Origin of the sequence: Sphingomonas kyeonggiensis, from assembly GCF_030812785.1 — a bacterium.
GTDB classification, from domain to species: Bacteria; Pseudomonadota; Alphaproteobacteria; order Sphingomonadales; family Sphingomonadaceae; genus Sphingomonas; species Sphingomonas kyeonggiensis_B.
The window spans coordinates 696,954-717,686 of the sequence record NZ_JAUSTJ010000002.1 but is presented as its reverse complement, the minus strand read 5'-3'; the positions used below and the strand labels follow the sequence as shown (position 1 = coordinate 717,686).

The following is a 20,733-nucleotide window of genomic DNA, read 5'->3' as shown; positions in this document are numbered from 1 at the left end:
CCGCGCTACCTCAGAACATGCTCGTAGGAATGATGATCACGTCGCCCGGCTCGAGCTTGACGTTCGCCCGGATGTCGCCGTCCTTGAGCAGGTCGCCCAGGCGCACCTTGTACTCGGTCTGCTTGCCGGTCTGCCGGTCGTAGCGCACCAGCCGCGCGCGGTTGCCCGCGGCGAACTCGCTCAGGCCGCCGACGGCGATCATCGCGTCGAGCACGGTCATGTTGGCGCGGTACGGGATCGAGGCCGGCTTCTCGGTCGCGCCGACGACGCGGATCTGCTGGCTGTAGGTGCCGTTGAAATTCTCGACGATCACCGAGACGATCGGGTCCTTGATATACTCGCTGAGCGCGTATTTCAGGTCGTCCGCCAGCATCGCCGGGGTCTTGCCCACCGCCGGCATGTCGCTGATCAGCGGCACGGTGATGCGGCCGTCGGGGCGCACCTGCACCTTCGCCGATAGCTCGGGATTGCGCCACACGAAGATCTGGAGCTGGTCCATCGGCCCGATGACATATTCGTCGCTGGGCGTCTCGCGGCCCGCCACCGCCGCCGCGGGGGGCAGCTCGGGACGACCGCCGCCACCGCCGCACGCGGCAAGCACAGCCGCCATGCCGAGAGCCAGAACAGTCCTGCCGAAACCGATCAAACGCATACCGAGCTCCTTTTCCTGCCGGGCCGGAAGCCGCCAACGTCTCGGCAGCAACCCGCACAGGATCAGGGTCAGCTATGCGCTTGAGAGGTAAACATCGGGTTAGGGGTCGCCGGGATTATCCCGCTCGGGCACGCGTACCGGGGCGGGACTAGCTAGGGATGACGCGAGACTCTCCCCAAAAAGCACCTCGTCACCCCGGCCTTGTGCCGGGGTCCACCGGGAGGCAAGTCATGGACAAGAGCGGTAAAGACAGTCCGCGCGGCACAGTGGACCCCGGCACAAGGCCGGGGTGACGATTGAATTGTCATTCCAGTCCCGATGAATTTTACTTAGCTTCCGGAACCAATCCTCCCACCACGCGTTCTGCCCCCAACTGTGTTGCCCTAGCGCAACACCGCAGAAACGCCCTTTTGCCCGGACCAAGCTTTCCTTTCTATCAATTCCCATTGGATTGGTAGAAATTCCGCTCACCATAAGAAAAGGTGGGCCATCATCATGCGTTTCCGTACCCCCTCGCTCCTCGCCATCGCCACCACGCTGGCGGTCGCAGCCTCCCCCGCCCTTGCGCAGGAAACCCCCGCCGCGGAACCGCAGGCCGACCAGGCCGCACCTGCCGCCGAGGACACCCAGATCGTCGTCACCGGCACCCGCGCCCAGGGCCGCTCGCGGCTCGACACCGCCTCGCCGGTCGACGTGCTGAGCGGCACCGCGCTGCGCAACCAGGGCACCACCGAGCTCGGCGCCGCGCTCTCCACCGTCGCTCCCTCGATCGACTTCCCGCGTCCCTCGGCGGTAGACGGCACCGACGCGATCCGCCCGGCAACCCTGCGCGGCCTCTCGCCGGACCAGACGCTCGTCCTGATCAACGGCGTGCGCGCCAATGCCTCGGCGCTGCTCAACATCAACGGCTCGGTCGGCCGCGGCTCGGCCGCCGTCGACCTCAACACCATTCCCGCCACCGCGCTCGAGCGGATCGAAGTGCTGCGCGACGGCGCCTCGGCGCAGTACGGCTCGGACGCGATCGCCGGCGTGATCAACGTCCGCCTCAGGGAAGCCCGCTCGGGCGGCGGCGTCACCGCTACCTATGGCTTCTACGCCACCGATATCGACACCGCCCGCGGCAGCCGCTCGATCACCGGCGAGCCGACCTTCACCGCCTCGGCCTGGCAGGGCATCGGCTTCGGTAATGACGGCTATGTCACCGTCTCGGGCGAATATACCAAGCGCGAGCCGACGAACCGCGCCGATTACGATCCGCGCGTCACCCCCAGCCGCGTCACCGGCCGCTTCGGCGATCCCGAGGTCGAGCAGTACACCGGCTACGTCAACGCCGGCACCGGCATCGGCGACAATTTCAAGCTCTATGGCTGGTTCGGCTATCAGGACCGCGACAGCCGCAGCGCCGCCTTCCCCCGCCTCGCCAGCGCCGCCACCGCGGTCTCGGGCATCTATCCGAACGGCTTCCTGCCGATCATCAACACCAAGTCGACCAACGCCAATGGCGCGCTCGGCCTGAAGGGCGACCTCGCCGGCTGGAACGTCGACCTCAACGTCGCATACGGCCGCAACAAGATCGCCTATTACACCCGCAACTCGGCCAATTACGCCTATGGCAACGCCTCGCCGAACAGCTTCTATGACGGCGCGCTGATCTACGACCAGTGGGTCGCCGGGCTCGACGTGTCGCGCAAGTTCGACGTGTTCCAGTCGCTCAACGTCGCCTTCGGCGTCGAGGGCCGCCGCGAGGGCTTCAAGATCACCCCGGGCGAGCAGGCCTCCTGGGACTATCCCGCCACCGGCGCGGTCGCCGGCCAGGCGCCGGGCGCGCAGGGCTTTGGCGGCTTCTCGCCGCGCAACGCGATCGAGCGCAGCCGCAAGAACGTCTCGGGCTATGTCGATCTCGAAGCCCAGGTCACCGACAAGCTCCTGGTCGGCCTCGCCGGCCGCGCCGAGCACTACACCGATTTCGGCGACACCGGCACCGGCAAGGTCTCGCTGCGCTACGATTTCACCCCCTGGTTCGCCCTGCGCGGCACCGCCTCGACCGGCTTCCGCGCGCCGAGCCTGCAGCAGCAGTACTTCACTTCGATTGCCTCGGTGATCGTCAACGGCGCCCCGGTGCTCACCGGCACCTTCCCGTCGGTCAGCCCGGTCTCCGCAGCGCTCGGCGGCCTGCCGCTCGAGCCTGAGCGCTCGACCAACCTTTCGCTCGGCACGGTGATCCGCTCGGGCGGTTTCGACCTCACCGTCGACGCCTATCAGATCCGCCTGCGCAACCAGCTTGCCCTGTCGGAGAACATCACCGGCTCGCTAACCTCGCCCGATCCGGTCAGCCGGCAGATCGCCCAGCTGCTGCTCAACACCAACACCGGCGCGACCGCGGCCCGCTTCTTCATCAACGGCCTGCGCTCGCGGGTCCGCGGCGTCGATGTCGTGGCACATTACAAGCTGCGCGCCGACGATGCCGGCACCTTCGACTTCACCCTTGCCGGCAATCTCAACCAGACCAAGGTCGATCGCAGCTCGGTCCCCACCGGCACTGGCGTGATCAGCCCGGTCACCCTGTTCGCCCGCAGCCGCATCTACTCGATCGAGCAGGGCACGCCCGGCGAAAAGGTCACCGGCACGATCGACTGGTCGCTGGACAAGATCGGCATCACGGCGCGCGCCAGCTATTATGGCAGCGTGATCCAGCCCGGCACCACCGCGGCCGGCGACATCCCCACCGGCAAGCACACGATCGCCGATCTCGAGCTGCGCTACCAGGCGCTCAAGGGCGCCCAGTTCGCGCTCGGCGTGAACAACCTGTTCGACGAATATCCCGACTACACCATCGCCGCGAACAACACGACCGGCGTGGTCGGCTTCCCCTATTACTCGCCCTTCGGCTTTGGCGGCCGCTACATCTACGCCCGCCTCGGCCTGAGCTGGTAAGCCTGTTCCCCAGCTCGGGAGCGGTGGCAACGCCGCTCCCGAGCTGGGGCAGGATCACATCACCGCCGAGCCTGCTGCCGCCGCGCAGATCGGCCCAGCCGATTCCGCGGCGCTTCGCCCTGGCTCACTTCCTGCCCGCGCAGGCTGCCCGCAGATAGTCGAAAACCTCCGCGAAGTTCGTTGCCTGATCCGCCAGGTCGACCTCGAAACGCATCGCCTCGGATGGTTTGGCTGTCGTCAGGTCCACCTGATATTTCTGCGCCGTCACCGCCTTGATCGCAGTCCAGTCGAGGACCACGCTGCCCTCCTCTTCGAGGATGAACTTGGTGCGGCACCGGCCTGCATTCTCCGCGCGCACGATGGCGCGGGTCACGCCCTTGTATTGCAGCCCGACATCCTCGTCATATTTGTAGCCCTCGACATCGGCCTGCGTCGATTTGATCGCCGCTTCGCGCTGGTCCTGCATCGGCAAGCCCAGCAGAAGGGCGAAGGACAGGATCAGTGGCAATATCGTTCCCTCGAGCAGCATGGTTGGTCAGGTGCAGGACATGGCCAGGCGTGGACGCGCCGACATGAGTTTCTTCCCGACGACTTCATAGGTGCCGCCATCGGCCTTGGTAAGCACGAACAGGAAATCGCGATCTTCGCGCAGATAGGCGTGTTCGAAATACCGGACCGGGATCACGGAAGCGCCCGGCGCCCCGTACACGCGCTTGCGGACCTTCAGCGTTGCGGAGGCCCAGCCGTGCCCGAGCAGGTCGTCGGCGATCTCGACATGCCCCCAACCCCCGTTCTTGAGCCGCCCCACCACGACAATGTCGTCGCAGCCATAGGCAAGCGCATGATCCTGCGCCCCGGCCTGCTCAGGCGCGCCAGGGACAGCCGCCAGACCAGCAATCAACAAGATCGCGTAGTACATGCCCCAGTCTAAGTCGAAAGACGGGCCGCCGGCAATCCACCGGGTCCCCGCCGTTCCGCATCGGCGCGGCCGATTCCGAGACGGAGCCGCCGCAATTACGGGTGTTCAGGCGTAAAGCGAGCTGGAACATAGGCGCTTGTCGAAATGGACAAGGATGATCATGACATTGACCCATGCTGATCCTTGCCATCGCATTGCTCGCCACTGACCAGGACACCACTGCGTTTCCCGAGCAGATGCCCGGCTTGATGGAGGCGTGCTTGACAGCCGCGACTGCGTCGGGAGACGTGACCGACACGGAAGACAGCCACAAATATATTTGTGCTGGCGATGCAGCCGCGCGGCTCTGGACATTTCTGGAACGCGCAAAGATTCGTTCCTATGAGCAGGAAACCCCCGAAGGTCGCTGGCTAAGCCGCGAATTCCCACTTGGCGGCTGCTTCAAGCGCGTTCGGCTCCCTGACGGCAGGCCCGCAGACAGCGGGCTATCCTGCACGATCTGGGTGCCGCGTGTGACAGGTGACGCCGCTGCCGCGAAGCCCGAGGCCCAATAACAACTTTCGTGCCCCTTCGATCGAGAGTGTCCCCCTCTCTGGCATTCCGGGACGATTGGCAGCTGCAAAAGCCACCGGTCCGCTAACGCGCCAGTTGCCGTCATTCGCGAGGCGCTTAAGCTGGCTATATGAGATGCATCTGCGGAATTGCTTTTATCATGGCAGCTATTTGCTGGGCTGGCGCATGCTCAGCCCAGGCTGTCGCGCGGTCAGTAGGCGCATTTGATCGCACGAAGGAACGTTGCGACGGGCTTGCACCGCAAGTGAGAGTCCTGGGCTGCTTTCTCGACGCTGCCAAGAAGTCTCGGCTTCATGTGGATCGTGCGTTCAATCGAGCTCTGCAGGCTGCCGTCGCCTTGGAGAAAGAGCAAAATGCGTTTGCGCGTCCGAGGAAGCTCCCAACCGCAGTCCTCGTCAGAGATTTGAAAGCTGCTCAGGCAGCCTGGCTCAGCTATTCTATGTCACAGTGCGCACTTGAGGGCGGCGTGGCCTTCGGCGGGAGCGGAACCGATATTCTGGAAGCCCAGTGCCGCTATCGTCTGAACGTGATCCGCTTGTCCGAGCTACGAGCTGCAATTCGGCTGCTAGAGCGTTAGTGTCCGCTTCCCACCCATTGACGGTCGTTCAGCCGTGCAGCAGCCCGCCCAAGAACGGACAGGCAGCCAACGCCCATTTGCGGACCTCCGCTGCCCGCGCGATAGCGCCCACGAGCGGAGGTCCGCGAATCGCGGTAAGCTTCGCAACGGGGCAACATGACTAAACTCAAGCAGACCTTTGCCAATCCGACACGGTCTCCCATCTTCCTCAACCTGGAACTTTCCACCGCGCGCTTCCGGCTGAACCCTGGTGAAGAGCTAATCCTATTGTACGACCCCAGCGATCGGCCTTCCGATGACAACGGGTCGGTACTGAGAATTGAGGTTATCCCAGAATGCTCTGGCATCGAACTGGCAATCTACACTACCGAAAGCGTGATGTTTTACCCCGACGGCAGTGAAGCGCCCCAGGATTTTGGAGCAGCCTAATGGGGGCATAGGCGCTGGCACCAGATAGCGGACAGGGAACTATTCACCCAATGCTGGGCTTTCGGCCGGCGTCCGGCCGATTTCAAAGCTGTCGGACTGGTCCGCCCTATTAGCGGAGGTTGCCCCCCGGGGCCTCCGATCCTCGAGCATCAATTTTATTTCGCATCCGTTACTGTGGGTTTTCCCCTGCGCGACGTCCTCGATCGGGGGGAGGCGAATGCCTCCGATCGGGGAGAGAGTATATGCGTACAAGCGGGAGCGCCTGCGCGCCCATGGGGCGTGCCAAGGGCACATCGGTCTGGCGGCAATCCCTCACTGGCCTTCCCCTTCTCGCCCTTGGCGCGCCTTTGGGTGCGGTACCGGCCCTGGCCCAGGAGACCCCGCCGGCGCCACCTCCCGCATCCGCTCCAGCGCAGGAGCAGCAGGATCCGGCAACCGACCAGGCCAGCGGCCCCGAGATCGTCGTGCTCGGCAAGCGCCTGCAGGATCCCGTCGAGATCAGCCTGAGCCAGGCCGATATCGCCACCTATGCCGCAAGCGACATCGAAGAGCTGGTCGGCAAGATCTCGCAGCAGACCGGCGGCAAGGCCCCGGCCCTGCTGGTCAATGGCCGCCGCGCCAACATGCTCGATATCGCCAAGCTGCCCCCCGAAGCGATCGACCGGATGGAGCTGTTGAAGCCGGAGGCGGCGGCGGAGCTCGGCTTCGCCCCCGATCAGCGCGTGATGAACATCATCCTGCTCAAGCGCTTCCGCAAGACCACGCTGGAACCCAGCGCCCGCTTCGCCACCGAAGGCGGACGCGTCGAATATGGCACCAGCGCCACGATCACCGCGATCCATGATTTCGACCGGCTCAACATCAGCATCGATTATGCCCGCGCCACCGCACTCTACGAAAGCGAGCGCGGCATCCTTCAGGGGCGCGGCTACGGCCTGTTCGATACGGTGGGCAATGTAACGCCCGCCGGCGGCAACGCCCAGCTCGATCCCGGCCTCAGCGCGCTCGCCGGCACGCCGGTCACCCTGGCCGGCGCCCCCGCCACGGCGCCGTCGGGCACCACCGGCCTGACCGACTGGCTGGCGACCGCCAACAAGCCCAATGCCTATCCCACCGGCGCCTATCGCACGCTGATGCCCGCCAGCACAAAGCTCGCTTTGGGCACCGCCTACAATATGCGCCTGCCGGACGAGAGCACCCTGTCGCTCGCGTTCAACTATCTGCGCGACGAGAGCGACGGCGCGAACGGTCTGGCCCGCGCCAGCTGGCTGCTCCCCGCCGGCAACCCCTATTCGCCCTTCAGCGACGACGTCACCCTGTCGCGCGCGCTCGATTCGGCGGGGGCGCTGCGCTCGCATTCGCTGCGCCAGACACTGACGGGCGGCCTCACCCTGCAGGGTCCGTTCGGCAAATGGAACTGGGTGATCAGCGGCAAGGCCGACACCAGCTGGTCCGAAACGCGGAATGATCGCGATGTGGATACCGCCGGCATCCGGGCGCTGCTCAACGCCGGCGATCCCGGCCTCAACCCCTTCGGCCCGATCGCGCTCGCGCGCTTCGGCGCCCGGTCGGTCGATCGCGTCACGTCCAACACCGCCAATGTCGGCACCGACATCCTCGTGTTCGGCAAGCTGCTAACGCTGCCCACCGGAGGCGCGATTACGGTCAACGCGCGCGGCAGCGTCACCGGGCACAGCATCGACAGCAGCAGCCATATCGGCGGCATCGTCTTCGGCCGCGACATCAACAATCTGGAGAGCGACCTCAACCTCGGGCTCAACATCGGCCTGCTCAGCCGGGCACGCGGCATCGGCAAGGCGATCGGCGACGTCTCGGCATCGCTCACCCTGCGCCGCAACGCGCTGTCCGGCGTCGGCAGCGCGCAGGAATACCTCTACGGGCTCAACTGGGCGCCGCTGCAGTCGCTGTCGCTGCGCGGGCAGCTGGGCAGCGCGCGCGCCTTGCCTCCGATCGACCAGCGCGGGTTGCCGGCGATCCGGGTGCCCAACGTCCCGGTCTATGATTTCGTGCGCGGCGAGACCGCCAACATCACCCAGATCAGCGGCGGCAACCCGGACCTGCTTCCCCAGAAGACCGACACAATCAGCGTCGAGGCAAGCTGGCGCCCCAAGAGCAAGGCCAATCTGAACTTCGCCATCGGCTTCCGGCAGACGGTCATCCGCGACGGCATCGGCACCTTGCCGGCGATCGATGCCGATGTGGAAGCCGCCTTCCCCGATCGTTTCGAGCGCGATGCCCAGGGCCGCCTGACCGCGCTCGACCTGCGCCCGATCAACTTCGAGCGCCAGCGCCAGCGTGGCTTGTCGACCCGCTTCTTCCTCGCCGCCCCCTTCGGCAGGAAGGCGCCGCCGCCCCCGCCGCCTGCCGATCCGATGATGGGCATGCTGTCGATGATGACCGGCGCGAAGCGCGTCGCCACCGATCCGGAGTCCGCGACGGCGATGCTGACGGACCCGTCACGCGGCCGGATCGTCTTCGGCCTCAGCTATGATCTCAAGCTCGAGGACAGGCTGCGCCTGCGCGACGGTCTGCCCGAGCGCGACCTGCTCGCCACCGGCCCGATCGGCGGCCGCACTCCGTCGCTCCACAACCTCACCGCCCAGCTCAACGTCGCCAAGGGCATATGGTCGACCGCGCTCGAAACGCGCTGGCAGAGCGGATCGCGCGCCGACGGCCCCAACGGGCTCGATTTCTCGTCGCTCGCCACCGTCGACCTGAAGCTGTCGCTCTCGCCCACCAAGGACAGTGGCCTGGGCAAGCGCATGCCCTGGCTCGCCGGTGCGCGCGCCACGATCGCCGTCACCAACGTCACCAACGCCCGCACCCGCGTCACCAATGCGCAGGGCGTGACGCCCTCCGGATATGAACCGCCCTATCTCGATCCGCTCGGCCGGGCGATCAAGTTCAGCCTGCGCAAGCTGTTCTAGCGCCCGCCGTCCTTGTCGCAGACCGCCGACGGGCCTATCCTGCGGCCATGCTGCACGATCTCCCCTTGGGCAGGGCGCTGCGCCGCTTCCGTCTGCTGCACGGGATCAAGCAGGGCGACGTCGCCGAGCGCCTGGCGGTGACCCAGGCCAGCGTGTCGCGCTGGGAGAGCGGCGCGCACCTGCCCGAGCCGGCGATGCGCGACCGCATCCTCGCGATGATCGCCGCCCGCGCCGGCAACGACGCCGACGCGGCCCTCAAGCGGCTGATCGAGACCTCGACCGCCCCGGTCCACCTGGTCTGCGACGCCACCCACCGCCTGCTCGCCGCCTCGCCCGCCCGGGTAGCGGGCTGGCCCGGCGGCGCCGACGCCTTTCTCGACCGCTCGCTCTGGCGCTTCGCCAGCCCCGAGATCATCGCAGCCGAGGAGGGACTCGCCGATCGCGGCTGGTACGACCGGCCCTTCCAGCGCCTCGAGTTCCATACGGGCCACAACGGCAACCCGGTGATCGCGGTGCTGCCCAGCACGATGCGCTGGGAGACCGTCCCCCTCGCCGACGGCCGGATCGGCCGCATCACCACGACGATCGCCTCCGACCCCGTATAATCTATTCGTGGCCATCCACGCCCGCCGCCCCTAGCAGGGCCTGCATGCGCACGCCCTGGCCCCGAATCCTGACGCTCTGGCTGGTCGGCATCCTCGCCGCCGCGCAGCTCGCCAAGATCTCAGCCATCGCCCCGATCCTGCGCGAGAGCTTCCACCTCACCCTCCCCCAGATCGCCCTGCTGATCTCGCTGCTCGAGGTCGGCGGCGGGCTGTTCGGCTTCGTCGCCGGGCTCGGCCTCGCCCGCTTCGGCATGCGCGCCTTCCTGCTGACCGGCGGCGCGACCCTGGCCGGCGCCAGCCTGGCCGAGGCGATCGCGCCCTCTCCGGCGATCCTCTTCGCCGCCCGCGTGGTCGAGGGCGTCGGCTATCTCCTGATGGTGATCGTCGCCCCCACCGCCATCGCCGCCCTCGCCACCGACCGCAGCCGCGGCCGCGCGCTCGCCTTGTGGAGCACCTTCGTCCCCGTCGGCCTGGCGCTCGGCAGCGCCGTCACCGCCTCGCTGGTCACGCTGGCAGGCCCGCGCGGCGTGATGCTGCTCTGGGCCGTCGTCCTCGCCGCGATCACCGCGCTGCTCACCCGCTTCCCCCTGCCCGGCGCCGGCGGCCAGCGCATCACCCTCCCCGCCCCCGCCGCCTGGGTCTCCACCTTCGCCTTCGGGCTCTACACGCTGTTCGTCTGCGCGCTGCTCATGCTGCTGCCGAGCTTCCTGGTCGAGCGCAGCGGTGCCCCGATCGGGCAGGTCGGGCTGGTCACCGCGCTTGCCTCGCTCGCCGCCCTGCCCGGCTCGGCCGCCGCCATGTGGCTGATGCGCGGCGGGCAGCTCAGCCGCCGCCGGATGATGCTGGTCTCCACCCTCGCCCTGCTCGCCACCCTGCCCCTGGTCTTCTGGCTCTACCGCCACGCCGCCGCGAGCCTGGTCGAGAGCGGCGCCCTCGCCATCGCCGCCACTCTGGTCAGCGGCCTCGTCCCGCCGCTGATGTTCGCCCGCCTCCCCGCCCAGGCCGGTGCGACCACACCCGACGATCCCCGCATCGCCGCGGCCAACGGGCTGATCACCCAGTTCGGCGCGGGCGGCGCGCTGCTCGGCCCGCCGCTCGCCGGCATGGTCGTCGCTATCTGGGGCTGGCCGGCGCTCGGCATCGCGCTGATCGCACTGGTGCTGGCGATGCTCGCCTGCCTGCTGGTCGCCGAGCGCCTCTGAACCGCATCAAGGCGATTGCCCTCGCCACCCCGGCCGCTAAGCTGTCCGCGAACGAAAGAGGGGGCAAAGCGCATGTGGCGAACATCCTTGTTGGCGGCCCTGATCTGCGCGGGCGCCCTTCCGGTACCCCAGGCCCAGGCGCAGACCGCCGGGCTCCGTGCCTTCACCAGCGACCAGGAGCTCGCGACCTTCCTCAAGCGCCGCGCACGCCAGCACCCCGCGCCGATGCCGGCCGACCTGCCGCCTCCCGCCCCCACGATGGTGATGGCCCCGTCGTCCGCACCAGGCGCCGCCAACGAGGCCGTGGTCGTCACCGGCACCCGGGCATCGTCCCCGAGCATCACCAACACCCAGGAAGCCGATGTCGACGAGGGCGGCATCGTCAAGGTCCATGGCAACCATCTGGTGGTGCTGCGCCGCGGCCGGCTGTTCACCGTCCGGATCGGCGACGGCACGATGCGCGCGGTCGATCATGTCGACGCCTTTCCGCCGGGCACCAATGGCGACGCCTGGTATGACGAGATGCTCGTCTCCGGCGACCGGGTCATCGTGGTCGGCTACAGCTATGAACGCGGCGGCACCGAGATCAACCGCTTCCGCATCGATGCCGCCGGCCGGCTGCGCTACGAGGACAGCTACCACCTGCGCTCGAACGACTATTATTCCTCGAGCAACTATGCCTCGCGCCTCATCGGCAGCCAGCTGATCTTCTATACCCCGCTCGACCTTGATCCCTACGCGCCGATCGTCGCGCAGCTGCCCGCGCTGCGCCGCTGGACCGGCAAGGACCTCGATCGCTATGCCGGCCTCGGCAAGGACGGCTTCCAGCGGATCACCCCGGCCACGCGCGTCTATGTGCCCGAGCCGATCCGCCGCAATTCCGAAGCCGATATCTCGACGCTCCACACCGTGACCGTCTGCGATCTCGCCGCGCCCCGGCTCTCCTGCCGCGCCACCGCCGTGCTCGGCTCGGATTCGAGTAACTTCTACGTGTCCGGCAACGCCGTCTATGTCTGGATCGGCGAGGCCCTGCCCGGCGGCAAGGGCCATGACCGGGCGATGCTCTACCGCATGCCGCTCGACGGTTCCCGTCCCGGCGCGCTCCAGGCCTGGGGCGGCCCGGTCGACCAGTTCTCCTTCCGCGAGGACCGCGCCGCCCGCGCGCTCGACGTGGTCGTCCGGGCAGAAAGCCGCGGAGACTGGATGTGGCGGCCCGAAGTCAGCTCCGGCGACGCCGCGCTGCTTCGCCTGCCGCTCTCGGCATTCGGCAACGGCGCCTATCTCGCGCCCGGCCGCGCCTATCGCCCGCTGCCGCTCGGCAAGCAGCCGGACTGGTCGTTCCACAACCGCTTCATGGGCCGCCATCTCGTCTATTCGGCCGGCCGCTTCGCCGGCGAGCAGAACGAGGCAGCCGTCTTCGTCGTCCCCCTCGACGGCGGCCTGATCGGCCGTATCCGCGCGCCGCACGGCGTCGACCGGATCGACATCATCGGCAACGACGCCGTCGTCATCGGCAACGACGCGAAGGACCGGCTCGGCTTCTCCTCGATCGAGCTGGCCGGCGGCCCGCCCCGGCTCGGCGACACCTCGTTCCTGCCTGCAGCGCGCGAGGGCGAGCGACGCAGCCAGGCCTTCTTCTACCGCCCCGATCCAGGCAGCCCTAACGGCGCCTCGGGCACGCTCGGCCTGCCGGTCACCCGCGACCTCGGCAAAAGCCCGGCGGCGCGCTTCCTCGGCAGCGGCTCGGCGGTCGCCTTCCTGCGCCGCGACGCCCGCCGCCTCGCCCCCGCCGGCGAGCTCGCCGCCCATGCCGAGACCGCACGCGACGACGACTGCAAGGCGTCCTGCGTCGACTGGTACGGCAATGCCCGGCCGATCTTCCTCGGCGACCGGGTGTTCGCGCTGATGGGCTATGAGCTGGTCGAGGGGAAGCTGAGCAACGGGCGCATCCGCGAATATGCCCGGCTCGACTTCGCTCCTACCGCCACCGCCCGGAAATAAGGGCGGGCGCTTCCGGACGCGGTTTGACAAGCCGCACCCCGGCGCCCATCCTCCCGGCATGACGTTTCGCGCACCCTCGCTGCGATACCGCGTCCATGCGGGACAGCTCCTGGCAGGCAGTTAGCCCCGGGTTCTCCTACGGCACGTCCCGGAGACCCGGGGCCAAGCAACGCGCCGTCATTCGGCGCCCCGGCGGCACCGCGCCGCCTTTGCCTGGGAGATCCAGATATGAGCAAGACCCGCAAGGCGGCCGGCCGGCCGCCGATCGACATGATCGATTCCGAAGCCGAGCAGCTCGCCGGCCTGGCCCTCAGCGTCGCCCGCCGCTTCCCCGCGGTCAGCGCGCTGCTGCTCCGCGAAACCGAGCGCGCCCGCCTCCACAGCGCCGCGAGCATCTCGCCCGACACGGTGACGATGGGCGCCACGGTGGAGTTCCTCGACGACAGCAACGGCACCCGCCGCACCGTCACCCTGGTCTACCCTTCCGACGCCGACATCGCCCAGGGCCGGATCTCGATCCTAACCCCCGTAGGCGCCGCCCTGATCGGCCTGCGCACGGGCCAGTCGATCCTCTGGCCCGACCGCTTCCTGACGGTGCTGGGGGTGCAACGGGCCTAGCGCGGGCCCCCTGCGACGCACCCGACGTCCTCGCACCGACGCATTCTTCCATCGTCACCCCGGCCTTGTGCCGGGGTCCACCGGGAAGCAAACGCTGGACAAGAGATCGCAGGGCATTGGATGCGGCGTGGTGGACCCCGGCACAAGGCCGGGGTGACGGGTATGGAGCAACCTTCGTCAGCGGGATCAATCTTGCGGGCGGCCGCCCTCACGCCTCCGCTCTGTCCCGTTGAAGCGCGATCCGGCTGTTCCGCTCCGACAGCGCCTCCACCGCCTTCAACGCCGCCAGTTCCTCGTCACTGGGCCGACGCCACCCGATCGCCTCGAGTTCCGCCAGCACCTGTGCCGGCTCGGTTCGCAGCGGCCGGGGTGCGATGCTGTGCACGAAGGAAAGGTAATCCTCTCCCCGCCCTCGCAGATGCGCGACCACAGCTCTGGCGGAATCCGAACTGCAGCGCAGCAGTATCTCGCCCCCCAGCGTGCAGAAATTGCCGATGGAGCTCGCCAGCATGTCGGCGAGCTGCTGCGCGAAATCATCGTCACGCATCAGGTCCATCATCCGCGCGCTGGCGCGAAGGTTCGCCTCGAGCAGCAGCACCGTGGGATTGTAGAGAAACTCGTCTTCCCGGTGCGACCATTCCGGCTCGGACGCCTCGCGGCGCTTTCCGGCAAAGCCGAGCCCCGCCCCGACAATGGTACCCGCCAGAAAAGCCGCACCGCTACGCATCGCCATTCCGCCCTCACCAAACCATCCGGCGGCTCTAGCGGCGGGAAGTTAATTCCGCGGAACGGCAGCGGCTAGACCAGCAACTCCGCCACTGCGGGGTGCCCCAGGAACCCACTCGGGCTCGCGGTCGCGCCATACGCCCCGGAGGCGAACACCGCGATCACGTCCCCCACTTCGGCCCGCGGCAGCGCCACCCGGTCGGCGAGCCGGTCGAGTGGGGTGCAGAGCGGCCCGACCACGGTCACCACTTCCTCCGCCGGGTCCTGCATCCGGTGCGCCACCGCCACCGGATAGTTGCGCCGCACCACCGTGCCGAAATTGCCCGTCGCCGCCAGGTGATGGTTCAGCCCGCCCTCGACGATCAGGAAAGTCTCGCCTTGGCTCTCCTTCCGGTCGACCACCCGGGCGAGGTACACCCCCGCCTCGCCGACCAGCCAGCGCCCCAGCTCGATCGCATATTCGCTGTCCAGCCGGCCGACCGCGCCCGCCAGCGCCGCGCCGATCGCGCCGACGTCCACCGGCATGTCGCCCGGGAAATAGGGGATGCCGAACCCGCCGCCGAGATTGACCAAAGGCGGCACCGCGCCGATCTCGTCGGCCAGCCGTGCCGCCAGCTCGATCGTCGCCGCCTGGGTCGCGATGATCGCCTCGGTGTCGAGCGACTGCGATCCGGCGAAGATGTGCAGCCCGCGCCACTCCGCGCCTTCGCCGCGCAGCAGCCGGACCAGCTCGGGCACATGCGCGCTTTCGATGCCGAAGGGAGATGCGCGCCCGCCCATCTTCATCCCCGATCCGCGCAGCTCGAAGTCCGGGTTCACCCGCACCGCCAGCCGGGGCGTCCTCTCCAGCGCTTTGCCGATCGCCAGCGCGCGCTGTCCCTCGGCGATCGATTCGAGGTTGACCGTCACCCCCTCGCGGATCGCCGCTTCCAGCTCGGCGTCGCGCTTGCCGGGTCCGGCGAAGCTGATCGCGGTCGCCGCCATGACGTCGAGCGCTCGCCCCATCTCGCCCGCCGAGGCGACGTCCATCCCGTCGACCAGCGGCGCGATCCGCTCGAGCAGCGGCGGGAACGGGTTGGCCTTGATCGCATAATGCACGCCGACCCTGCCGGGCAGCGCCGCGCGCAGCAGCGCGACCCGCGCCTCGACCACGGCGAAGTCATAGACATAGGCCGGGGTGCGGACGTCCAGCCACGGAAGTTGGCGCAGTTCCGCGAATTCGGGCGGGATCGGGCCAAAGGGTTTCGCGGTGATGGTCATTTTCCCTCTCCCAAACTCGCCCGCAACGCCGTCCGGTCCAGCTTCCCGTTCGCATTGCGCGGAAGCTCCGGACGCCAGTCGTAGCGTGCCGGCTGCATGAAGCTCGGCAGGTCGCGCCGCAGCCGCTCGCGCAGCTCGGCCTCGCGGCTGCCGTCGCCGCGCGCGATCACCAGGATCGCCTGGCCCAGCCGCGCGTCCGCCACGCCGAACGCCGCCGCCTCGCCGGTCTCGCCGCCCGCAAGCACCGCCTCCTCGATCTCGGTGGGGCTGATCCGGTTGCCGGCCGACTTGATCATCTCGTCGTCGCGCCCGACGAAGCGGAGCAGCCCGTCCTCGCCCAGCCGCACCGTGTCGCCCGACCATACGGCCATGCCGCCGCTCTTCGCGAAGGCCGGCGCCGGACGGAAGCGCTGTGCCGTCCGCTCGGGGTCCTGCCAGTAACCTTGGGCGACCAGAGGGCCCGCATGGACCAGTTCGCCCTGAGAGGCCGGCGCCCCGTCCGGACCGACCACGACAATTTCCGCGAACGGAATGGCCGTTCCGATCGAATCGGGATGCGTGTCGACCAGCGTAGGATTCAGATAGGTCGATCGGAACGCCTCGGTCAGCCCGTACATCGGATAGAGGTCGGCCGCGGGGAAGCGCGCACGCAGGTCGCGGACCATGCGCGGGGTAAGCGCGCCGCCCGAATTGGTTAGCCGCTTGAGTTTAGATGCAGTCTCAACGGGCCACTCCGCCTCGAGCAGCTGTACCCAGAGCGGCGGCACCCCCGCCAGGCTGGTGATGTCGAACCGCTCGACCGCCTTGATGACGTCGCGCGCGGTCAGATAATCGAGCGGGATCACCCGGGCGCCGGCGGCCCAGGTCGAGAAGAGCTGGTTCTGTCCGTAATCGAAGCTAAGCGGCAGCACGCCGAGCACGCGATCTTCAGATTCTATGTGAAGATAATGCGCTACGCTGATGGCACCGAGCCATAAATTGGCATGACTCAGCATCACGCCCTTGGGCCTGCCGGTCGATCCCGAGGTATAGAGGATCGCCGCAAGCGTATCGGTGCCAACATCCGAGGGTGGAAGTGTCCGCTCGGCGGTGAGGTCCGCATCGGTCAGGACCCGGCAATCGGCGCCAACTTCGCCAACTTCGAAGACCGCTAGTCGCGCCTGTTGGGAAACCAGCGCCCGCGCCCCCGAGTCCGCCAGGATATGCGCCACCTGCGCCCGCTTGAGCACCGGGTTGACCGGCACGTGCACCAGCCCCGCCCGCACCGCCGCCAGCGGCATCAGGCAGGCGGTCCGCGTCTTGGGCAGCCAGGTCGCCACCCGGTCGCCGGGCTCGAGCCCCAGGGCCTGCAGGGCAAAGGCCATCTCGCCCACCGCCCGCTCCAGCTGGGCGTAAGTCATTGTCCCGGCTTTGTCTTCCAGCGCCACGGCGTCGGGGGCGCCGCGCAGGGTCAGGCTGTCCAGCGGCCTGGGGACGGGGTCGAGCGGTATCACCGCATTACCCTTATACTTGGCAGCGCCCGCGCCAAGTCTTACGGGAACGAAAAAACCGGCAGGGGAAATACATTGCAGCCCGATGGGTCGCTCCAAGTCGAAAACACCGTTCGCGCCGTCCTGCGCGACGTGCTGGGCCTAAGTGCCGAAAGAGTCGCCGAATTCCGCGAGGACACGCCCTTGTTCGGCGCCTTGCCCGAGCTCGATTCGCTCGCCGTCGCCGGCGTGCTCACCGAGCTCGAGGACCGGCTCGGCATCCTGATCGAGGACGACGAGGTCGATGGCGAGATGCTCGAGAGCTTCGGCGCCCTCACCCGCTTCGCCACCGCCAAGGCGCTCGGGTGATCGACAGCTATGACTGGGCGGGCGGGCGCGAGGCGATGATGCGCTTCGGCCCCGATGCCGGCCCGGTCGTGGTCGCGGCGCTGCCGCTGTTCGAGGAAGCCAACCGCACCCGCAGCTTCGTGGTGACGATCCTGCGCCTCCTCGCCGCGCGCGGGATCGCCGGGGCGCTCCCCGACCTGCCCGGCCAGGGCGAGAGCCTGGTGCCCACGCACCGCACCTCGCTGCTCAAGCTGCAGGACGCCTTCAACTTCGCCTGCGACAGGTTCGATCGCGAAGGCCGCCCCTGCTACGCCCTTGCGCTGCGCAGCGGCGCGCTGCTCGATGTGCTCGCCCCCGTCGCCGGTCGCTGGCACTTCGCGCCGATCCCCGGCGAGAAGCTGCTGCGCGAGCTCAAGCGCACCGCGCTCGCCGCCGATCCGCAGCGCAAGGACCTGGATTCGCTGATCTTCGGCGGGGAAGCGCCGATCGAGATCGCCGGCAACCTGGTCTCGCCCGCGCTGCTCGGCGAGCTTGCCATCGCCCGCCCTGCGCCGAATGCGCGGATCGTCCGCCTCGCCACCGACACTGCCGATGCCGCGCTCAAGGTGGAGGGCAGTCCGCTCTGGCGCCGCGCCGAGCCGGACAACGACCCGGCGCTCGCCACCCTGCTCGCCGACGACATCGCCGCCTGGATCCGCGCATGCGCAAGCTGATCGAGTTCGGCTGCGGCGACGAGACTTTGGTCGGCACGCTCGACGACGCGGCCGGGACCACCGGGCTGCTGATCGTCTCGGGCGGCAACGAGATCCGCATCGGCGCGCATCGCGGCATGGCGCAACTGGCCGAGCGCGTCGCCCGCGCCGACCATCCGGTATTGCGCTACGACCGCCGCGGCATCGGCGATTCGACCGGCGACAATGGCGGGTTCGAGAGCAGTGCGACCGATATAGCAGCGGCGGCGCAGGCCTTTCGCGAGACCGGGGTCGAGCGCATCATCGCCTATGGCAATTGCGACGCCGCCACCGCCCTTGCCTTCTTCCACGCCCAAGCCGGGATAGACGGGCTAGTCCTCGCCAATCCCTGGACGGTCGAGACCGTGGACGAGATGCCCCCCGCCGCGGCGATCCGCTCCCACTATGCCGCCAAGTTGCGCGACCCGAAGGAGTGGCTGCGCGCCGCCCGCGGCGGCGTGAACATCGCCAAGCTCGCCAAGGGGTTGGCCAGGATCTCGAAGAGCGCGCCGCAAGCCGATACTTCGCTCGCCGGCCGCCTCGCAGCCGCGCTGGGCGACGCGCAGGTGCCGGTGACGATCCTGCTCGCCAATGGCGACAACACCGCCATCGCCTTCGCCGATGCCTTCAAGGAACCGGCGTTCGACGCAGCACGCGCGAAGGTGAAGATCGACCAGCTCGACAGCGACAACCACAGTTTCGCCAGCACCGCCGACAAGGACTGGCTGTTCGAGAAGGTGCTCGAGGCTATCCGCTAGCCCTCTCCCCGGCGAAGGCCGGGGCCCAGACTAGGCAGTGCGCGGCGAAGACGCGCCAAGGCGCGTGACTTTCAAGGACTGGGCCCCGGCCTTCGCCGGGGAAAAGCAATGCCAGCCCCCGCGTCTACGCGGATCACTCCGCCGCGTGCTGGACCACCGTCTCGAAGTCCGCCTCGGCCAGGAAGCGCTCGGCGTCGAGCGCGGCCATGCAGCCGGTGCCGGCGGCGGTCACCGCCTGGCGGTAATGCTTGTCCATCACGTCGCCGCAGGCGAACACGCCCGGCACGCTGGTCCTGGTCGTGCCGGTCTCGACCACGATATAACCGTCCGAATCCAGCTCGATATGGCCGCGGAACAGCTCGGTCGCAGGGTGGTGGCCGATCGCGACGAAGCCGCCATCGACGTCGATCGTCGAGAGCTCGCCGGTCTCCATGTCCCTCAGCTCGATGCCGACCAGCCCCTCGGGCTGGCCGCCGCCGATGAAGCGCTCGACCTTCTTGTTCCACAGCACGTTGATCCGCTCATTGGCGAACAGGCGCTGTTGCAGGATCTTTTCGGCGCGGAACGAATCGCGGCGGTGGATCACGGTGACGTCATGGCTGTGGTTGGTGAGGTAGAGCGCCTCCTCCACCGCGGTGTTGCCGCCGCCGATCACCGCGACCTTCTTGCCGCGGAAGAAGAAGCCGTCGCAGGTCGCGCAGGCGCTCACGCCCTTGCCCTGAAGCAGCCGCTCCGAATCGAGGCCCAGCCACTTGGCCTGGGCGCCGGTGGCGATCACGAGGACGTCACCGAGGTACACGGTGCCGCTGTCGCCGACCATGCGGAATGGGCGCTGGGAGACGTCGACCTCGACGATCGTGTCCCACATCATCTGCGCGCCGACATGCTCTGCCTGTGCCTGCATCTCCTGCATCAGCCAGGGCCCCTGGATCACGTCGCGGAAGCCGGGATAATTCTCGACATCGGTGGTGGTCATCAGCTGGCCGCCGGGCTGGATGCCCTGCACCACGATCGGCGCCATGCCGGCGCGCGCGCCATAGATGGCGGCGGTGAGGCCGGCGGGGCCGGAGCCGAGGATCAGCATGCGAGTCGAATGGGTGGCGGTCATAGGGCTTCCGAAATGGCTGAGCCCCGCATCTAGGGGCTGCGCAAGGGTCGAGGCAACATGGGGAGTGTAGGCGCGCCCGCAATGGCTGTGGACAACAGCTTTGGCTGGGGGCCTGAAAGCGCTGCTAGCGAGGGGTCACTTCGATCGGCGGCCGATCACCTCAAGCCCCGCAGGGTCGGGGGGACTAATGGTAGCGGAGGAGGGACTTGAACCCCCGACACGCGGATTATGATTCCGCTGCTCTAACCAACTGAGCTACTCCGCCCCAAAGAGGCTGTCGCCGAAGCGAGGGGGCCCAATAGGTCCGGCCTCGCCCAAGGTCAAGCGAACATGTGACGGGAATGTGCTTCCCAGGGTCCGCCGCGATAATGCCAGCTCGCCAGCCCCGCGATTTCCACCTCGCGCGGCACGAAATCGCGCGAAAGCGCGGTCAGCACCGCCTTGGCGAGCACCGGGCGCACCTTGTTCTGGATGGTGACGTGCGGGCGCCAGCGGCCGGCATCCTGCGGCGTGAGCAAGCCCGCGAACGCATCGAGCAGCCCCTCGCGAATCGCCACCAGCTCCGGCGCCTCGATTCGGTAGGCGACCCCGCCGCCCAGCGACATCAGCCCGGTCACCTTCGCCCGCGGCGCCCGCACCCCGCGCGTCTCCACCGAAAGCCGGTGCTTGAGCTCGTCCGCCACCGACGGCGGCAGCTGGTGGAACAGCGTCAGGTGCGCGTCGAGCACATTCCGCTCGGGCGGATAATGCTCGCGGCGCAGGGCGTTGAACCAGGCCTGGTCCTGCCGCCCGAGCAGCGCCGTGACGATCAGCGGCGCGGGTCTTGGCTCGAGCTTCACCGGCCCACCAGAACTTTTCGCCGGCGAAGGCCAGGG

At 68.3% G+C, this 20,733-nt stretch carries 20 protein-coding genes and 1 tRNA gene; 12 read left to right on the top strand and 9 right to left on the bottom strand.

Features of this window, described 5'->3' with window-relative positions:
• Positions 1–10: 10 nt before the first annotated feature.
• Positions 11–610 carry an XrtA/PEP-CTERM system exopolysaccharide export protein gene (locus tag J2W22_RS12800; protein ID WP_373422990.1) on the bottom strand — a complete coding sequence of 200 codons (600 nt, stop codon included), beginning with the start codon at positions 608–610 and terminating at the stop codon, positions 11–13.
• Between the two features lie 537 nt (positions 611–1,147).
• Here J2W22_RS12800 and J2W22_RS12795 point away from each other — a divergent pair.
• The gene (locus tag J2W22_RS12795) at positions 1,148–3,586 is read left to right on the top strand and encodes a TonB-dependent receptor plug domain-containing protein (RefSeq protein WP_307118629.1); all 2,439 of its coding nucleotides are present in this window, start codon (positions 1,148–1,150) and stop codon (positions 3,584–3,586) included.
• Between the two features lie 124 nt (positions 3,587–3,710).
• Here J2W22_RS12795 and J2W22_RS12790 read toward each other — a convergent pair whose 3' ends face one another.
• A complete protein-coding gene (locus J2W22_RS12790) occupies positions 3,711–4,094 on the bottom strand; it encodes a hypothetical protein (RefSeq protein ID WP_307118628.1) in 384 nt (127 codons plus the stop codon).
• A 27-nt stretch (positions 4,095–4,121) separates the two neighbouring features.
• A complete protein-coding gene (locus tag J2W22_RS12785) occupies positions 4,122–4,505 on the bottom strand; it encodes a hypothetical protein (protein ID WP_307118627.1) in 384 nt (127 codons plus the stop codon).
• A 173-nt stretch (positions 4,506–4,678) separates the two neighbouring features.
• On the opposite strand from J2W22_RS12785, the gene J2W22_RS12780 reads away from it, so the two are divergent.
• From J2W22_RS12780 to rnk, 8 genes are all read left to right on the top strand, one after another.
• On the top strand, positions 4,679–5,059 hold the full coding sequence (locus J2W22_RS12780; protein ID WP_307118626.1) for a hypothetical protein: 381 nt from the start codon (positions 4,679–4,681) through the stop codon (positions 5,057–5,059).
• A 128-nt stretch (positions 5,060–5,187) separates the two neighbouring features.
• Entirely contained in the window at positions 5,188–5,655 is a 468-nt protein-coding gene (locus tag J2W22_RS23495; RefSeq protein WP_373422974.1) for a lysozyme inhibitor LprI family protein, read from the top strand.
• A gap of 156 nt (positions 5,656–5,811) precedes the next feature.
• The gene (locus J2W22_RS12775; RefSeq protein WP_307118625.1) at positions 5,812–6,084 is read left to right on the top strand and encodes a hypothetical protein; all 273 of its coding nucleotides are present in this window, start codon (positions 5,812–5,814) and stop codon (positions 6,082–6,084) included.
• 347 nt (positions 6,085–6,431) lie between these two features.
• Positions 6,432–9,032 (top strand): hypothetical protein, encoded by a 2,601-nt coding sequence (locus J2W22_RS12770; protein WP_307118624.1) that lies wholly within the window; start codon positions 6,432–6,434, stop codon positions 9,030–9,032.
• A 47-nt stretch (positions 9,033–9,079) separates the two neighbouring features.
• Positions 9,080–9,637, top strand: a complete 558-nt coding sequence (locus tag J2W22_RS12765) for a helix-turn-helix transcriptional regulator (protein ID WP_307118623.1) — start codon at positions 9,080–9,082, stop codon at positions 9,635–9,637.
• Positions 9,638–9,681: 44 nt separating this feature from the next.
• Positions 9,682–10,839, top strand: coding sequence for an MFS transporter (locus J2W22_RS12760; RefSeq protein ID WP_307118622.1), 1,158 nt, complete (start codon positions 9,682–9,684; stop codon positions 10,837–10,839).
• A gap of 87 nt (positions 10,840–10,926) precedes the next feature.
• Entirely contained in the window at positions 10,927–12,840 is a 1,914-nt protein-coding gene (locus J2W22_RS12755) for a beta-propeller domain-containing protein (protein ID WP_307118621.1), read from the top strand.
• Positions 12,841–13,068: 228 nt separating this feature from the next.
• Positions 13,069–13,458, top strand: a complete 390-nt coding sequence (rnk, locus tag J2W22_RS12750) for a nucleoside diphosphate kinase regulator (protein ID WP_307118620.1) — start codon at positions 13,069–13,071, stop codon at positions 13,456–13,458.
• A 208-nt stretch (positions 13,459–13,666) separates the two neighbouring features.
• Here the strand turns inward: rnk and J2W22_RS12745 are convergent, their stop codons facing one another.
• From J2W22_RS12745 to J2W22_RS12735, 3 genes are all read right to left on the bottom strand, one after another.
• Complete coding sequence (locus J2W22_RS12745) at positions 13,667–14,191, bottom strand: hypothetical protein (protein ID WP_307118619.1); 525 nt, start codon at positions 14,189–14,191, stop codon at positions 13,667–13,669.
• A gap of 65 nt (positions 14,192–14,256) precedes the next feature.
• Entirely contained in the window at positions 14,257–15,444 is a 1,188-nt protein-coding gene (locus tag J2W22_RS12740; protein ID WP_373422973.1) for a pyridoxal-dependent decarboxylase, exosortase A system-associated, read from the bottom strand.
• Entirely contained in the window at positions 15,441–16,937 is a 1,497-nt protein-coding gene (locus J2W22_RS12735) for an AMP-binding protein (protein ID WP_307118618.1), read from the bottom strand. The genes J2W22_RS12740 and J2W22_RS12735 overlap by 4 nt, the downstream gene beginning before the upstream one ends.
• Positions 16,938–17,009: 72 nt before the next feature.
• On the opposite strand from J2W22_RS12735, the gene J2W22_RS12730 reads away from it, so the two are divergent.
• From J2W22_RS12730 to J2W22_RS12720, 3 genes are read left to right on the top strand one after another with little or no spacing between them, the layout of a single operon-like run.
• Entirely contained in the window at positions 17,010–17,282 is a 273-nt protein-coding gene (locus tag J2W22_RS12730) for an acyl carrier protein (protein WP_307118617.1), read from the top strand.
• The gene (locus J2W22_RS12725) at positions 17,279–17,974 is read left to right on the top strand and encodes a hypothetical protein (protein ID WP_307118616.1); all 696 of its coding nucleotides are present in this window, start codon (positions 17,279–17,281) and stop codon (positions 17,972–17,974) included. Before J2W22_RS12730 ends, J2W22_RS12725 begins: the two co-directional genes overlap by 4 nt.
• Positions 17,962–18,750 carry a hydrolase 1, exosortase A system-associated gene (locus tag J2W22_RS12720; protein ID WP_307118615.1) on the top strand — a complete coding sequence of 263 codons (789 nt, stop codon included), beginning with the start codon at positions 17,962–17,964 and terminating at the stop codon, positions 18,748–18,750. Before J2W22_RS12725 ends, J2W22_RS12720 begins: the two co-directional genes overlap by 13 nt.
• 133 nt (positions 18,751–18,883) lie before the next feature.
• On the opposite strand, the gene trxB is transcribed toward J2W22_RS12720, so the two are convergent.
• From trxB to J2W22_RS12705, 3 genes are all read right to left on the bottom strand, one after another.
• Positions 18,884–19,858: a thioredoxin-disulfide reductase gene (gene trxB / locus J2W22_RS12715; protein ID WP_307118614.1), complete on the bottom strand. Its 975-nt coding sequence runs from the start codon at positions 19,856–19,858 to the stop codon at positions 18,884–18,886.
• Positions 19,859–20,046: 188 nt separating this feature from the next.
• Positions 20,047–20,123 (bottom strand) — tRNA-Met (locus tag J2W22_RS12710).
• 55 nt (positions 20,124–20,178) lie between these two features.
• Positions 20,179–20,697, bottom strand: coding sequence for a 2'-5' RNA ligase family protein (locus J2W22_RS12705; protein WP_307118613.1), 519 nt, complete (start codon positions 20,695–20,697; stop codon positions 20,179–20,181).
• Positions 20,698–20,733 lie beyond the last annotated feature (36 nt).

Bases quoted from the DNA above. Each gene is read 5' to 3' on its own strand.
- J2W22_RS12775 (WP_307118625.1), top strand. From the start codon at position 5,812: ATGACTAAACTCAAGCAGACCTTTGCCAATCCGACACGGTCTCCCATC.
- J2W22_RS12720 (WP_307118615.1), top strand. From the start codon at position 17,962: ATGCGCAAGCTGATCGAGTTCGGCTGCGGCGACGAGACTTTGGTCGGC.
- J2W22_RS12745 (WP_307118619.1), bottom strand. From the start codon at position 14,191: ATGGCGATGCGTAGCGGTGCGGCTTTTCTGGCGGGTACCATTGTCGGG.
- trxB (WP_307118614.1), bottom strand. From the start codon at position 19,858: ATGACCGCCACCCATTCGACTCGCATGCTGATCCTCGGCTCCGGCCCC.
- J2W22_RS12760 (WP_307118622.1), top strand. From the start codon at position 9,682: ATGCGCACGCCCTGGCCCCGAATCCTGACGCTCTGGCTGGTCGGCATC.
- J2W22_RS23495 (WP_373422974.1), top strand. From the start codon at position 5,188: ATGAGATGCATCTGCGGAATTGCTTTTATCATGGCAGCTATTTGCTGG.
- J2W22_RS12780 (WP_307118626.1), top strand. From the start codon at position 4,679: ATGCTGATCCTTGCCATCGCATTGCTCGCCACTGACCAGGACACCACT.
- J2W22_RS12795 (WP_307118629.1), top strand. From the start codon at position 1,148: ATGCGTTTCCGTACCCCCTCGCTCCTCGCCATCGCCACCACGCTGGCG.
- J2W22_RS12785 (WP_307118627.1), bottom strand. From the start codon at position 4,505: ATGTACTACGCGATCTTGTTGATTGCTGGTCTGGCGGCTGTCCCTGGC.
- J2W22_RS12800 (WP_373422990.1), bottom strand. From the start codon at position 610: ATGGCGGCTGTGCTTGCCGCGTGCGGCGGTGGCGGCGGTCGTCCCGAG.
- J2W22_RS12765 (WP_307118623.1), top strand. From the start codon at position 9,080: ATGCTGCACGATCTCCCCTTGGGCAGGGCGCTGCGCCGCTTCCGTCTG.
- rnk (WP_307118620.1), top strand. From the start codon at position 13,069: ATGAGCAAGACCCGCAAGGCGGCCGGCCGGCCGCCGATCGACATGATC.
- J2W22_RS12740 (WP_373422973.1), bottom strand. From the start codon at position 15,444: ATGACCATCACCGCGAAACCCTTTGGCCCGATCCCGCCCGAATTCGCG.